This is a genomic window from Micromonospora sp. LZ34, from assembly GCF_052981855.1.
The window spans coordinates 17,313-30,726 of record NZ_JBRIQN010000003.1 but is presented as its reverse complement, the minus strand read 5'-3'; the positions used below and the strand labels follow the sequence as shown (position 1 = coordinate 30,726).

The following is a 13,414-nucleotide window of genomic DNA, read 5'->3' as shown; positions in this document are numbered from 1 at the left end:
GCATGGTGGATAGCGTGGTGATTCCGGCTGGCGAGCGTTCAGGTGCCACCGGCTCCGGCGGCCGCCGGAGCCGGGTGAGCACGAGTCAGTTCGGCGCGCTCGGCCTCTATCTCGCCGATCCCCGCGTCGAGGCGTCCGTGCTGGGCCTGCTGGAGGCCGTCGAGGTCGAACTGCGGGCCAGCGTGGCCAGCGCCGACCCGTTCGTCACCGAGGCCGCCCGGCACCTGGTGGAGGCCGGCGGCAAGCGGTTCCGGCCGCTGCTGGTGGCACTGGGCGCCCAGTTCGGTGATCCGACCGGGCCGCAGGTCGTACCGGCCGCGGTGGTGATGGAGCTCACCCACCTGGCGACGCTCTACCACGACGACGTGATGGACGAGGCCGCCGTGCGCCGGGGTGCGCCGAGCGCCAACTCCCGGTGGACCAACTCCGTCGCCATCCTGGTCGGCGACTACCTCTTCGCCCGCGCCGCCGACATCGCGGCCGACCTGGGCACCGAGGCGGTACGCCTGCAGGCGCGCACCTTCGCCCGGCTGGTGCACGGGCAGATCGCCGAGACCGTCGGCCCCCGCCCGGGCGACGACCCGGTGGCCCACTACCTGAGCGTGATCGCGGACAAGACCGGCTCGCTGATCGCCACCTCGGCCCGGTTCGGCGGCATGTTCGGCGGTGCCTCCGCCGAGCACATCGAGGCGCTGGCCGGCTACGGCGAGACCATCGGCGTGGCCTTCCAGCTCTCCGACGATCTGCTCGACATCGCCTCCGAGTCGGTGCAGTCGGGCAAGACCCCCGGCACCGACCTGCGCGAGGGCGTGCCGACCCTGCCGGTGCTCTACGCGCTGGCCTCCGACGACGCGGACGCCGCCTCGGTGCGGCTGCGGGAAATCCTGGCCACCGGCCCGGTCACCGACGACGACCTGCACGCGGAGGCGCTCGGCCTGCTCCGCGAGAGCCCGGCCCTCAAGCGCGCCCGGGAGACCGTCCGCAGCTACGCCGAGGACGCCCGCGCCCAGCTCACCCCGCTGCCCGGCAACCCGGCCCGCCGCGCCCTCGAGTCCCTCTGCGACTACATCGCCGACCGCACCAGCTGAGCCCTCGTCCCCGGCCCACCGGCCTCGGGGCCGCAGCGCCGTTGATCATGACGTTGGCGTCACCCGCGTCGGCGTGTCGTGACACCAACTTCATGATCAACCCGACTGGGTAGGGGTCGGGGTGGCGGTGGGGAAGAGGCGGGTGGCGGTGAGCATGAGGGTGGCGGCGAGGAGCATCGCCGCGGCGGCGGCGGTCCACATGGCGGGGTAGCCGGCATGGGCGGCCACCGTGCCGAGGGCGAGGGGGCCGAGGCAGCCGCCGGCGTACACCCCGGTCTGGGTGATCGAGGTGGCGGCGGCCGGCGCCTGCGGGTGCAGCCGGACCACCGCGAAGTTCATCAGGCCCGGCCAGGCCCAGCCCAGCCCGAAGCCGAGCACCACGCCGACCACCAGCGGCGCGGAGCCGGCCACCGCGAGCAGGCCGAGCCCGCCGGCGCCGACCACCAGCATGCCGGCGATGACGGCCAGGTGGCCGCTGGCGCGGCGGTCGGCGAGCCAGCCGGCGCCGATCCGGGCGGCGACGCAGACCGCGCTGCCCAGGGTCAGGGTCAGGCCGGCCGCCCCGGGCGCCAGCCCGCGGTCGACGGAGGAGTCCACCACGAAGGTGCCGAGCGCGTTCGCGGCCGCCGCGGCGAGCGTCGCGGCCACCCCGACGACCACCAGGGCCCAGGTGGCCCGGCCGGCGCGGGCGGCGGCCCGGTGCGTCGGCCGGGGTTCCCGGGCGGGTACGGCGGGCAGGGCGGCCAGCGCGGCGCCGGCGGCGGCCACGAACGCCCAGCGCCAACCGGCGGTCAGCGCCACGGTCGGCACCGCCACCCCGGCCAGCAGCGTGGAGACCGGGATGGCCGCCTGCTTCACCCCGAACGACAGGCCCTGCCGGCGGGGCGGCACGTGCCGGGCCAGCGCGGCGTTGCTGGCCAGTTGGCCGAGGGCGTTCGCGGTGCCGCCGAGCGCGAGCAGCCCGACCAGCACCGGGTACGAGCGGGCCAGCGCCGCCACGGCGAGCAGGCAGCCGGCGGAGAGCAGGATGCCGGCGCGGGCCACCACGGCCGGCCCGTACCGCTCGGCGAGGGAGCCGGAGGGCACCGAGGCGAGCGCGCCCACCCCGAAATAGACCGACACGGCCAGGCCCAGGCCGGCCGGGGAGAAGCCGAGGTCCTCGCCGAGTTGCACGGCGAGCCCGCCGACCAGGAAGACCGGCAGGACGCAGGCGATGGTGACGGCGACCGCGCCGGCGGCGGCCCGGACAGGACGGGTCGGCGCGGTGCCGGGGGCGGGCTGCAGGGCGGTGTCGGCCATGATTGGCAAACCTACGCGAGCCCAGCTCACACCACGCATCGTGTCGGTCGGGACACAACTGGTCGATGACGATCTGGCGTCCTCCACCCGAACAGGCATTTCGCACCCGGCCGGTTTTTCATATGGTGTAAGTCCCCGGCGGCGGAGGTGGTTGTGCGCGACCCCCTGGCGGAACCCTCGGACCTGATCCGGAGCGTGTCCCGCGCGCTACGAGTGCTCGAGTCGGTCGGCCGTGCCCCCAAGGGGCTGACCGTGAAGCAGATCGCCCGGCGGTGCGAGCTGACCGTGGCGACGACCTATCACCTCGTCCGCACCCTGGCCTACGAGGGCTACGTGATCCGCCGCGAGGACGGCACGTACATCGTCGGCCTGGAGGTGGCGGACCGCTACCGCGAGCTGGTGACCGCTTTCCGCGGGCCGCCGGCGGTCGGGGAGAGCCTACGCCGGGCCGCCGCGGACACCGGCTACAGCCACTACCTGGGCCGGTTCGTCGGCGGCCAGGTGGCGATCACCGCGGTGGCCGAAGGGCCGCGCACGCCCTACCTGGAGGACCTGGTCCCCGGCTTCGACGAGGGCGCGCACGCCACCGCCCTGGGCAAGGCGCTGCTCGCCACGCTCACCGCCGAGCAGCGCTTCCGCTACCTGCGCGAGTTCGGCATGCGGCCGTTCACCAGCGCCACGCTGACCAGTGTGGAGGCGTTCGAGGCCGACCTGGCCGCCGGTGACCGGCGCGGCATGCAGTTGGAGCTGGGGCAGTTCCGGCAGGGCGTGGCCTGCGCCGCGGTGCTGGTCGCCCCGGACAAGGACATGGAACGCCGGGTGGTGCTGGCCTGCGCGCTGCCGGCCAGCGAGATGATGACCTCAGCCCGGGTGGTCCGCGCCAAGCTGCTCACCACCGCCCGGGCCATCGCCGACGGCATCGCCGCCGAGAGCTGACCGGGAAAGCCCCGGGGCCGACATGGGCGCGGGCCGCAACGGCGCGAGGCCCTCCCCCGGGCTGGGAGAGGGCCCCGCGCGGCGGTCCGGCGCCGGGACCGCCCGAGTGACGTCAGCTGCCGACCGGCCCGCCGTCCAGCCGCCAGGTGACCACCACGCCCGGCTTGGCGTAGTCGCCGTCCGGCCAGGTCGAGGCCGGCTTCTCCACGGACGCCCCGGTGATCTCGCCCGGGTGCTGCACGGCCACGAAGACCGAGCGGTTGTCCCCGGTGACGAACGGGCCGCAGGCCTCCGCGCCGAGCGGCACGGTCAGGAACTGCTTGAGGTGCCCGCGCTCCGGGCCCTCGACGGCGGTGGCGAAGAGGCCGTCGTTGCTGCCCAGCGCGTTGCCGTCGGTGGAGATCCAGAGGTTGCCGGTGGCGTCGAAGGCGACGTTGTCCGGGCAGGAGATCGGGGAGACCTTGGTCTTGTCGTACCCGGCGAAGTAGGTCGACGGGTCGGCCGGGTCGCCGGCCACGATCGGCAGCGACCAGGCGAAGGTCTCGGCGGAGTTGTCGCCCCGGTCCTCGACCAGCTCCAGCACGTGGCCGTGCTTGTTGGCGGTACGCGGGTTCGCCTCGTCCGCCTTCGGGTTGCTGCCGACCCCGCGGTTGGTGTTGTTGGTCAGCGCCACGTACACCTTGCCGGTGAGCTGGCTCGGCTCGACGTCCTCCGGCCGGTCCATCTTGGTCGCGCCGACCTTGTCACCGGCGAGCCGGGTGAAGGTGAGCACGTCGGCGGCGGTCATCCCGTCGACGTACGAGCGGTTGCCGCTGACCAGCTTGATCCAGCGGCCCCGGCCGTTGAACGCCCCGTCGGTCGGGAGCTTGCCGGAGCCGTCGATCTCGCCGGCGCTGGTCGCGTCGAGCTTGGCGACGTAGAGGGCGCCGGACTCCAGCAGGGTCAGGTTGTGCTTGCGGGCGACCCAGGTGTTGCCCGGCATGAACTTCTGGTCGGAGACGAACTTGTACAGGTAGTCGAACCGCTCGTCGTCACCCATGTACGCGACCGCGTGCCCGCTCTTGGCGATGATCACGTTCGCGCCCTCGTGCTTGAACCGGCCCAGCGCGGTGTGCTTGCGCGGGCGGCTCTCCGGGTCGAACGGGTCGATCTCCACGATCCAGCCGAACCGGTGCGCCTCGTTCGGGTGCTTCGCCAGGTCGAACCGCTCGTCGGCGCGCTCCCACTTGCGGCTGCCGCTCGGGTAGCGGGCGGTGGTGGTGATCCCGTACCGCTCCAGCTTCGGCTTCAGCTCCGCCGGCACGCCGTCGCCGCCGACGAAGTACTGGTTGAAGTTCTCCTCGCCGGAGAGCACGGTGCCCCACGGGGTGACCCCGCCGGCGCAGTTGTTCAGCGTGCCGACTACGGTCCGGCCCTTCGGGTCGGCGGCGGTCTTCAGCCGGGCCGAGCCGGCGGCCGGGCCGGTCAGCTCGAACTTCGTGCCCGACGCGGTGACCCGCCGGTTGTACGGCCGGCGGCCGCCCTCGACCGGCCGCCACTGCCCGGTGCCGGCCACCCGCTCCAGCTCCACCACGGACATGCCGTGCGCGGCCATCGCGATCCGCAGCTGCTCCACGGTCAGCGCGTCCTGGCTGGTGAAGCCGGGGAACATCAGGTCCTCGTTGGTGTACTCGTGGTTGACCACGAGCAGCGCCCGCCGGCCCTGCTTGTCCAGCGGCAGCACCCCGACGAAGTCGTTGTTGTAGCCGAACTGCTTCGCCTGCTTGGCGGCGGTCTGGTCGTGCACGTCGAACTCGGGCGCGCCCGGCAGCACCGGGTCGCCCCAGCGGATCACCACCGCGTGGTCGTACCCGTTCGGCACCACCAGGGTGTCGAGCTTGTTCGGCGGGATCGGCGTGAAGGTCAGCGCGCCGCTGCCCACGCCCTGGCCGGGACGACCGAACCCGGCGGCCTCGGGGACCACCGGGGTGGCCGGGGCCGCCGCGGCGGGTGCGGCGCCGGCCAGCGCGCCGGCCGCGGCGCCGCCGAAGCCGAGGACCAGCGCACCGACGGCGCCGGCCCGGACCACGCCGCGGCGGGACACCTCGGCGTTCACCACATCGCCGAAGTACGTGTTGTCGGAGGTGTTCGGCACCGGGTGGTCGCAGGCGTTACCGCACCGGTACAGACAGGTCATGGCGTCACGGCCGCCGTGGCGGGTGGCGCCCAGCAGCGGGAGCAGCCGGGGACGGTCGCTCATGGGGAGGAGCCTCCTGAAAGGGGTCGATGCACGCCGGGAACAGCTCGTGCGTACCCGGCGGACGCTAGGAGGGCGCGGTGAGCGGTCGTCGGCCGCGGCGTGAACCGGGCATGAACACCTGGCCGGGAAGACCGCGATGACCTGCGGCTGAACCGATCGGCGTGACCGCACGTAATACCGAGCGAACGCACCGCCGGACTCGCGCCGAGAGCGAGGAGACCGCCATCACCGACCATGACGCCCAATTGCTCCGCGCGTTGCACGACGAGCACGCGGAGGCGCTGTACGCGCACGCCCTGCGCCTGGTCAACGGCGACCGGCAGCGGGCCGAGGACCTGGTGCAGGAGACCCTGCTGCGGGCCTGGCGCCACCCGGAGTCGCTGGACCCCCGGCGCGGCTCGGTCCGGGCCTGGCTCTTCACCACCGCGCGCAACCTGGCCATCGACGCCTGGCGCCGCCGGGCCACCCGGGTCGGCGAGGTCTACACCGACGAGCTGCCCGAGCCACCGGAGACCGTCGACGAAGCGGAGCGCGCGGTGGAGGCCTGGACCGTGGCCGAGGCGTTGAACCGGCTCAGCCCCACCCATCGGGAGGTGCTGGTCGAGTGCTTCTACCAGGGGCGCTCGGTGGCCGAGGCGGCCTCCCGGCTGGGCGTGCCACCCGGCACGGTGAAGTCCCGGACACACTACGCCCTGCGCTCACTACGGTTGGTCCTGGCCGAGATGGGGGTGACGGGATGACCCGGTGCGAGTTCGCGCACGACGACGGCGCGTACGTGCTGGGTGCGCTGGCTCCCGCCGAGCGGGCGGCCTACGAGCGGCACCTCGCCGGCTGCGCCGCCTGCCAGCAGGCGGTCGCCGAGATCGCCGTGCTGCCCGGCCTGCTCGGCCGGCTCGACCCGGCCGGCCTGGAACAGTTCCTGCCGCCACCGGCGGAGAGCACCCGGATGCCCGAGCTGCTCGCGGCCGCCCGGGAGCGCCGGCGCCGTGAGCGGTCGGCCACCCGCCGGCGGTACGCGGTCACCATGCTCGCCGCCGCCGCGCTGGCCCTGGTGGTCGGCTTCGGCACGGCCGCCCTGCTGCCCCGGACCGAGCCGGGCGGCGACGTGCAGATGGTCGCCATGCAGCCGGTCGCCGGCACGGTGCCGGTGCACGCGGAGATCGCGCTGACCGGCACCGAGTGGGGCACCGAGGTGACCATGCGCTGCGGGTACGAGGCGCGGGCCGGCTACGGCAAGGCGTACACCTTCCGGCTGGTGGCGCACGGCCCGGACGGGGCCACCGAGCAGATCGGCTCCTGGCTCGCCGCCCCCGGCGACGACCTGCGGATCAGCGGCGCGACCCGGTTCACCGGCGCGGAGCTGGTGCGGCTGGAACTGCTCCGGGCCGACGGCACCCCGGTGCTCGCCTACGACGTCCGCTGAGTGCGCCCGAGCGGCTCGCCCCCGGCGGCGGGCCGCTCAGCGGGCGGCGGGCACGGCGGCCGCAGCCGCCCGGCGGATGGCGGCCTGCGCCGCGCGGGTACGCCGGGACTGGCGCACCGCGTCCGCGGTGAAGACCACCAGCGCGACCCAGACCAGCGCGAAGCCGGCGAGCCGGGCCGGCGGCATCGGCTCGTGGAAGATCAGCACGCCGCAGCCGAGCTGGAGGATCGGCGCCAAATACTGGATCATGCCCAGGCTGGTCAGCGGCAGCCGGTTGGCCGCGCCGGCGAAGAGCAGCAGCGGGATCGCGGTGGCCGCGCCGGCCAGCACCAGCAGCACGGTGTGCCCGGCCGAGACGTGGCCGAACGCGGCGTCCCCGGCCACGGTGAGCCAACCCAGGTACGCCAGCGCGGGCAGAGCCAGCACCGCCGACTCCACGAAGAGCCCCTCCGCGGCGGGCAGCCCGAGGCGCTTCTTGACCAGGCCGTACCCGCCGAAGCTCAGGGCCAGGGTCAGGGCCAGGTAGGGCAGCCGGCCATAGTCCACGGTCAGCACGGCCACCGCCAGCCCGCCGATGCCCAGCGCCACCCACTGGGCGGGGCGCAGCCGCTCGCGCAGCACCGTCACCCCGAGCAGCACCACGACCAGCGGGTTGATGAAGTAGCCGAGCGCGGTCTCCACCACCCGGTCGGAGTTCACGCCGTAGATGTAGGTGCCCCAGTTGACCGCGATCAGCGCGGCGGCGACGCCGATCCCCGCCAGCGCCCGGGGCCGGCGCAGCAGCGCCCGCAGGAAGCCGATGTTGCGCATCGCGGCCAGCAGCAGGGCGACGAAGACCACCGACCAGACGATCCGGTGCGCGAGGATCTCCAGCGGCCCGGCCGGGCGCAGCAGCTTGAGGTAGAGCGGGAAGAACCCCCACAGCAGGTACGCACCGATGCCGTAGAGATATCCGAGGCGGAGCGGCGTCACGCCTCCACCGTAAGGGGCGAACCGCCGCTTTGCTCCTTGCCGGTGACCTGGCTCACCGGCAGCTCGCGCCGGTCGAGCTGCATCCACCGGTGCGGATCGGGCATCGGGGTGAAGCCGACCTTCGCGTACACCCCGTGCGCGTCGACGGTGGCCAGCAGGATCCGGCGTACGCCGAGCGCGTCCAGGTGGTCACGGACCGCCTCGGCCAGCCAGCTGCCCAGGCCCCGGCCGCGTTCGTCCCGGTCCACGTAGACGTCGCAGAGCCAGGCGAAGGTGGCCCGGTCGGTGACCGCCCGGGCCACCGCGACCTGCCGCCCATCGCCGGGACGGTAGACGCCGAACGGCACCGAGCCGGCGAACGCCCGGGCCACCGTCTCCCGGTCCCGCCCCAGCGCCCAGTACGCGTCAGTGGAGAGCCAGTGGTGCACCCGATCCAGGTCGATGCGCTGCGGATCGGTGCTGAGCAGGTAGCCGTCGTCACGGGTCAGGGTGAACACGCCGCGAGACTAGTCCCGCCACCCGGCCGGCGCGCCGGCCAATTCCCGCCCACTGGTCGGTACGGGGTCAGTCGCGATCGAGCAGGGCGCCGAGGATCCAGGTCACGATGCCCACGAAGAGCGCGCCGAGCACGGCGGCCGGCCAGAAGCCGTCCACGTGGAACGGCAGCCCGGCCTGGTCGGCGATCCAGCTGGTGAGCAGGAACAGCAGCCCGTTCACCACGAGCGCGATCAGCCCGAGGGTCAGCAGGTAGAAGCCGCAGCCGACGGTCTTGATGACCGGCTGGAGCACCGCGTTGACCACGCCGAAGATGACCGCCACCAGGATCAGCGTGGTGACCGTCTCGGTGGCGGAGTCGGCATCCAGCGTGATGCCCGGGATGACCAGCGTTGCCAACCAAAAGGCCAGCGCCGTGACGACCAGGCGGATCAGCAGACCCTTCAGAAAACCCATGGCCGGGATCGTGCCACGGACGGCGCACCGGCGGAACCCGGGAGATCGACCAATCGCCGACTGCGGGTCAGCGGCGGGACGGCCGGCCGATCAGCTGCGACTCGATCGGGGTGGGCGACAGCAGCGCCCAGCGCAGCGCCCGCCGGTTCACCACCGCCACCATGTCGTCCCGGATCCGGGTCAGCCACTCGGCGGACGCGCCGAGGCCCAGCGCCCCGCCGGCCAGCGCGGCCTCCGGCGGGCTGAGCGGTTGCAGCACCGCCAGGTCGGCCCGGCCCAGCGCGTCGGCGTCCGCCGGGGTCAGCTCGTCCCGGACCAGCAGGGTGGCCCGCCAGGGCGGCCCGGGCTCCGGCCCGGGCTGCGGACCGGCGTCCACCACCACCAGGTGCGGGCGCAGCGGGGTGCCGGGCTCGCCACCGACCGGCCGGCCCGGCGGAAGCAGCGGGATCGCCCCCGCCGGCGTGCCGACGCCCCGGACGAACGGCTCCCAGCTGCGGGGGCGGGCGGTCTGCACCGCGACCCGGACGCCGAGCGCCAGCGCCCGCAGCACCACGAGCTGTGCGGCGCGTACCCCGCCGACCAGCATCACCCGGGTGCTCTCGGGCCGGAACAGCCGGACGGTCACCGCGCCCCCGCGCCGGTTGCTGCCGATCATCAGCCCCGCCTCGCCGAACGGCAGCTCCAGCGCCTCCGGCCCGGGGCCGCCGAGCACGCCGGCGCCCGCCGCCGCGAGGGGCAGGGTGGCGGCCAGCCCGTCGAGCTGGGCGCCGTCCAGCCGCTGGAGTTCGCCGCCGGCGCCGGTCACCAGCCGGTCCAGGGCCTGGGCGGCCACCGCGAGCTCCGCCGGGCCGGCGGCGGCCAGCCGTACGGCCAGCTCGGTCGGCGCCCCCGCCGGGTCGGTGTGCGGGCCCGTCCCGGCGCAGAGCGAGACCGTGGTCGCGGTGGCCGGCAGCGCGAGCAGCCGGGGCACCAGCCGGCGCCCGGCCTCCACCCGCGGGTCGGGCCAGCGGCGCAGCCGGAAGCTGGCCTGGAGCAGGCCGGCCGAGCGCAGCACCGGCCAGGACTCCTGCGCCGGCCGCCCGTCGTGATGGGCCAGCTCGGCGAGGACGCGCAGCGCCGCGTGCTCGCCGAGCGGGCGCGCGGTGACCGGCCCCAGCCGGCGCAGCAGGCGACGCACGGCGCCGGCCAGGGCGCGCCGCAGCTCCGCCTCGGACCAGCCGTCGACGCGGAGCACCCGGACGGCGAGCACGGCCCGCTCCCGCCCGGGCAGCTGCCCGTCGGTGAGCTGGTGGTAGGAGGTGGCGACGATCCCGCCGCCCGCGCCGACGGCCGGCGCGGGAGCCCCGGTGAGCAGCAGCTGCACCCGCACCGGCGGGCCCTCCGGCGGGGCCGCCGCGAGCAGCGACGCCGGGGCGGGCAGCTGCCGCGGACCGTCGCCGAGCAGGTCGGCCGGGTCGCCGAGTTCCAGCACGGCGACCATGCCGGTCGCGTCGTCGACCAGGGCGGCGGGACCGCGGCCCAGTTCCGCCGGGCGCACCACGGCGGCCGGGGCGACCAGGTCGAGCAGCGCGGCCGGGTCGGCCGACCCGGGCAGCCCGCGCCGGCGGGTCAGGTAGCCGAGCGCGGTGGTCAGCCACTCGAAGAGCCAGCGGCCCCGGATCCGCAGCCAGGCGGCCGGCAGCAGCAGCGCGGCCAGCGCGACCGCGGCCAGCACCGGGCCCGGTCCGTTGCCGACGGCGGCGGCGAGCACCGCGACCGCGACCTGCGCGGCGACGATCTGACCGGCCCGTACGCCGGTGGCCGGCCGGTGCCCGGCGGGGATCCACTGTGCCGGGAGAGCCGCCCGCCGGGGCGTCGACGGGCCGGCTGCCCGCGGCGGATCGGCGACCGGCCGGGCGGCCGTGGCGGGCGGCGCACCGATCCCGGCGGCGCCGACGTCGGCGGGCGGCGTGGCGCCGCCGACCGGGGCCGCCCGGTGCGGGCTCGCGCTGGTGGTGGCCGGCACCCCGCCTCCTCCCGATCACTCGCCGCGACGATGCTGCCGCCCATGGTAAGGGCGGGGGGTCGGCGCGGACCCGTGGTTGTCCACAGGGGAGCCGGGCGGGGTAGCAGAAGGGCGATCGGGCCGCTACCGTCAGCGACGAGTTCCGCTGACCCGCGCCCGCCGTGCTCGTGTCCCGGGCGGCGCGAGCGGCGCGTCCTGAGGGCGGGCGCGCCGACGGCCAGCCACGACCGACGAGACGAGGTGACGTCCGGGTGTCCCAGACCCAGGCAGAAGCCGCGGTGATGCAGCAGACCGCCGCGAAGTTCGAGCAGGTGGACCAGTCGTTGCAGACCATGCTGAGCAGCCTGATGGCCGAGCTGGAGGTGTTGCAGCAGGCCTGGCGGGGCGCCGGTGGGCGGTCCTTCGAGCAGGTCAAGCAGCAGTGGGCGCAGGATCAGGCGACGCTGCAGCGGGCGCTGCGGGAGACCGCCTCCGCGATCCGCACCGCCGGCCAGCAGTACGACGTCGCGGACACCGAGGCCGCCGGCCGGGTGTCCACCACCAACCGCGGCGGCATCCAGCTGCCGCTGTAGACCCGGATCCGGGGGAGGGAGCCATCCGATGGACCACGGTGTGCTGGTCGTCAACTTCGCCGCGCTGCAACAGGCCGGCGCGGACATCCAGAAGGCGCTGAACACGCTCGACTCGCAGCTTGGGCAGCTGGAACGGGACGCCGCCCCGCTGGTGGCGAGTTGGAGCGGCGAGGCCCGCCAGGCGTACGAGCAGCGGCAGGCCCGGTGGCGCTCCGCCTCACAGGACCTGCAGGCGATGCTGCGCGACATCAAGCTCGCGGTGGACGACTCCGCGGCCGACTACCTCGACACCGAGAAGAAGAACGTCGGCCTGTTCCAGTGATCCGTCGGGGGCACCGGCCATCTCGGCCGGCGCCCCCGACGCCACGCCCGTCGCAGCGCCGTCCACGGCTCGGCCATACGTCGCGCCGCGGCCCGCCGTAGCCGGCGCCGCCCTCGCCGGTGCCGGACGGGGCGATGCGGGTCACGCCGGGTCGGCGGGACGCCACCGCCGGCGGGCGCCGCGCGGCAGCACCAGGGCCGACAGCGCCGCGACGGCGACCACCGCCGCGGCCAGCGCGCCCACCAGCAGGGCCCGGTCCCGGGCCGTGGCCCGCCGCGCCCGCGCGGCCAGCACAGCCGGGTCGGGCCGGTCGTCGGCGAGCGCGGTGGCCGGGCGCGACCGCTCCGCGACCCCGCCGCCGGTCTCGGTGACCGCGCGGTACGGGTTGAGCACTCCCGCGCCGTACCCGCCGCCCCGGCCGTCACCGGGCGCCGGATCGGCGGTGGCGAGGATCCGCTGCGCCACCTCGGCGGCGGTCAACTCAGGCCGGTACTGCCGGAGCAGGGCGGCGGTGGCTGCCACGAAGGGCGCGGCATAGCTGGTCCCCTCGGCCCGGTGGTGGCCCCGGCCCGGCGCGGCCATCAGCACGTCGCTGCCCGGAGCGACCAGGTCGACGTACGGGCCGGTCTGGGAGAAGGCGGAGCGCACCCCGTCCACCCCGATCGCGCCCACCCCGAGCACCCCGTCGTACCCGGCCGGGTACGGCTGCGGGTCGCCGCTGTCGTGCAGGTTCCCGGCGGCGGCGACCACGACCACGTCCCGGGCCACCGCGTAGTCGACCGCGGCGCGCACCGCCGGGTTGTCCGCGTACAGCACGACGGAGAGGTTGAGCACGTCGGCGTCGTGGTCGACGGCCCAGCGGATGGCCCGGGCGAAGTCCTCGGCGCTGACCGTACGCCCCGACTCCCGCCCCTCGACCACCTGCTGCTCGCTGACCCGTACCGGGAGGATCCGGGCGCCCGGCGTCAGACCGTGGAACGCGATCCCGGCCCGGGGCTCGGCGGCGATGATGCTCGCCACGCCGGTGCCGTGACCGGCGCAGTCGCTGGTGCCGTCCCCACCCGGGTCGAGCAGGTCGGTGCCGTCGAGGACCCGACCGGCGAGCTGCGGATGCCGGCGGTCCACCCCGGAATCGACCACCGCCACCGTCACCCCCGCCCCGGTGGCCAGCGGCGACAGCCGCTCCGGGGCGTACCGCTGCTGGGGCCAGGGTGGCGCGGACACGGGCCGGACCGGGGCGAGCGGGGTGGCGCAGTCCGGCGCGGCGGCCCGGGCGAGGCCCGGCCCGGCGGCGGCGACAGCGGCCCGGGCGAGGCTCGGGTCGGCGGTGGCGGGAGCGGCCCGGGCGAGGCTCGGGTTGGCGGTGGCGGGAGCTCCCGGTGCGGCGGCCCTTGCGGGGTTGGGCCCGGCGGCGGGGGCGGCCGGTGCCGCGGTCGCCAGGACGGCCGTGACGGCCGCCAGGAGCGGACGCGCGGGGGACCGGAACATCGACCGCCTCCGTATCGTGTCGACTCCGGAACGGGATGTTAGCGCCTTCGGCGAGAACCGGCGCACCGCCGTCGGCCAGCCATTGTGATCTTGTTACTACCTTGTAGGTTGTACGCGAT

Annotated in this window: 13 protein-coding genes; 6 read left to right on the top strand and 7 right to left on the bottom strand. The window is 75.4% G+C overall.

Features of this window, described 5'->3' with window-relative positions:
• The first annotated feature begins 2 nt into the window (after positions 1-2).
• Positions 3-1,088 carry a polyprenyl synthetase family protein gene (locus ACVCAH_RS04455; RefSeq protein WP_447134740.1) on the top strand — a complete coding sequence of 362 codons (1,086 nt, stop codon included), beginning with the start codon at positions 3-5 and terminating at the stop codon, positions 1,086-1,088.
• A gap of 96 nt (positions 1,089-1,184) precedes the next feature.
• Here ACVCAH_RS04455 and ACVCAH_RS04450 read toward each other — a convergent pair whose 3' ends face one another.
• Entirely contained in the window at positions 1,185-2,387 is a 1,203-nt protein-coding gene (locus ACVCAH_RS04450; RefSeq protein WP_447134739.1) for an MFS transporter, read from the bottom strand.
• Positions 2,388-2,540: 153 nt separating this feature from the next.
• On the opposite strand from ACVCAH_RS04450, the gene ACVCAH_RS04445 reads away from it, so the two are divergent.
• The gene (locus tag ACVCAH_RS04445) at positions 2,541-3,323 is read left to right on the top strand and encodes an IclR family transcriptional regulator (RefSeq protein WP_447134738.1); all 783 of its coding nucleotides are present in this window, start codon (positions 2,541-2,543) and stop codon (positions 3,321-3,323) included.
• A gap of 112 nt (positions 3,324-3,435) precedes the next feature.
• On the opposite strand, the gene ACVCAH_RS04440 is transcribed toward ACVCAH_RS04445, so the two are convergent.
• Positions 3,436-5,562, bottom strand: a complete 2,127-nt coding sequence (locus ACVCAH_RS04440) for a PhoX family protein (protein WP_447134737.1) — start codon at positions 5,560-5,562, stop codon at positions 3,436-3,438.
• 224 nt (positions 5,563-5,786) lie between these two features.
• Here ACVCAH_RS04440 and ACVCAH_RS04435 point away from each other — a divergent pair, with 224 nt between their 5' ends.
• Positions 5,787-6,302, top strand: a complete 516-nt coding sequence (locus ACVCAH_RS04435) for a sigma-70 family RNA polymerase sigma factor (RefSeq protein ID WP_447135037.1) — start codon at positions 5,787-5,789, stop codon at positions 6,300-6,302.
• A complete protein-coding gene (locus ACVCAH_RS04430) occupies positions 6,299-6,985 on the top strand; it encodes an anti-sigma factor family protein (RefSeq protein WP_447134736.1) in 687 nt (228 codons plus the stop codon). The genes ACVCAH_RS04435 and ACVCAH_RS04430 overlap by 4 nt, the downstream gene beginning before the upstream one ends.
• A 36-nt stretch (positions 6,986-7,021) precedes the next feature.
• Here ACVCAH_RS04430 and rarD read toward each other — a convergent pair whose 3' ends face one another.
• The 4 genes from rarD to eccE form a co-directional block, all read right to left on the bottom strand.
• A complete protein-coding gene (gene rarD, locus ACVCAH_RS04425; protein ID WP_447134735.1) occupies positions 7,022-7,957 on the bottom strand; it encodes an EamA family transporter RarD in 936 nt (311 codons plus the stop codon).
• The gene (locus ACVCAH_RS04420; RefSeq protein WP_447134734.1) at positions 7,954-8,454 is read right to left on the bottom strand and encodes a GNAT family N-acetyltransferase; all 501 of its coding nucleotides are present in this window, start codon (positions 8,452-8,454) and stop codon (positions 7,954-7,956) included. The genes rarD and ACVCAH_RS04420 overlap by 4 nt, the downstream gene beginning before the upstream one ends.
• 67 nt (positions 8,455-8,521) lie before the next feature.
• Positions 8,522-8,908 carry a phage holin family protein gene (locus ACVCAH_RS04415; protein WP_447134733.1) on the bottom strand — a complete coding sequence of 129 codons (387 nt, stop codon included), beginning with the start codon at positions 8,906-8,908 and terminating at the stop codon, positions 8,522-8,524.
• Between the two features lie 67 nt (positions 8,909-8,975).
• Positions 8,976-10,829: a type VII secretion protein EccE gene (gene eccE / locus ACVCAH_RS04410; RefSeq protein ID WP_447135036.1), complete on the bottom strand. Its 1,854-nt coding sequence runs from the start codon at positions 10,827-10,829 to the stop codon at positions 8,976-8,978.
• A 335-nt stretch (positions 10,830-11,164) separates the two neighbouring features.
• Here eccE and ACVCAH_RS04405 point away from each other — a divergent pair, with 335 nt between their 5' ends.
• A complete protein-coding gene (locus tag ACVCAH_RS04405) occupies positions 11,165-11,485 on the top strand; it encodes a WXG100 family type VII secretion target (protein ID WP_088997043.1) in 321 nt (106 codons plus the stop codon).
• A 28-nt stretch (positions 11,486-11,513) separates the two neighbouring features.
• A complete protein-coding gene (locus ACVCAH_RS04400; protein ID WP_447134732.1) occupies positions 11,514-11,807 on the top strand; it encodes a WXG100 family type VII secretion target in 294 nt (97 codons plus the stop codon).
• A gap of 141 nt (positions 11,808-11,948) precedes the next feature.
• Here the strand turns inward: ACVCAH_RS04400 and mycP are convergent, their stop codons facing one another.
• Positions 11,949-13,295 carry a type VII secretion-associated serine protease mycosin gene (gene mycP, locus ACVCAH_RS04395; RefSeq protein ID WP_447134731.1) on the bottom strand — a complete coding sequence of 449 codons (1,347 nt, stop codon included), beginning with the start codon at positions 13,293-13,295 and terminating at the stop codon, positions 11,949-11,951.
• Positions 13,296-13,414: the final 119 nt, after the last annotated feature.

Excerpts from the sequence above, each read along its gene's own strand:
- mycP (WP_447134731.1), bottom strand. The coding sequence starts at position 13,295 with ATGTTCCGGTCCCCCGCGCGTCCGCTCCTGGCGGCCGTCACGGCCGTC.
- ACVCAH_RS04430 (WP_447134736.1), top strand. The coding sequence starts at position 6,299 with ATGACCCGGTGCGAGTTCGCGCACGACGACGGCGCGTACGTGCTGGGT.
- ACVCAH_RS04455 (WP_447134740.1), top strand. The coding sequence starts at position 3 with ATGGTGGATAGCGTGGTGATTCCGGCTGGCGAGCGTTCAGGTGCCACC.
- ACVCAH_RS04415 (WP_447134733.1), bottom strand. The coding sequence starts at position 8,908 with ATGGGTTTTCTGAAGGGTCTGCTGATCCGCCTGGTCGTCACGGCGCTG.
- ACVCAH_RS04400 (WP_447134732.1), top strand. The coding sequence starts at position 11,514 with ATGGACCACGGTGTGCTGGTCGTCAACTTCGCCGCGCTGCAACAGGCC.
- ACVCAH_RS04440 (WP_447134737.1), bottom strand. The coding sequence starts at position 5,562 with ATGAGCGACCGTCCCCGGCTGCTCCCGCTGCTGGGCGCCACCCGCCAC.
- ACVCAH_RS04450 (WP_447134739.1), bottom strand. The coding sequence starts at position 2,387 with ATGGCCGACACCGCCCTGCAGCCCGCCCCCGGCACCGCGCCGACCCGT.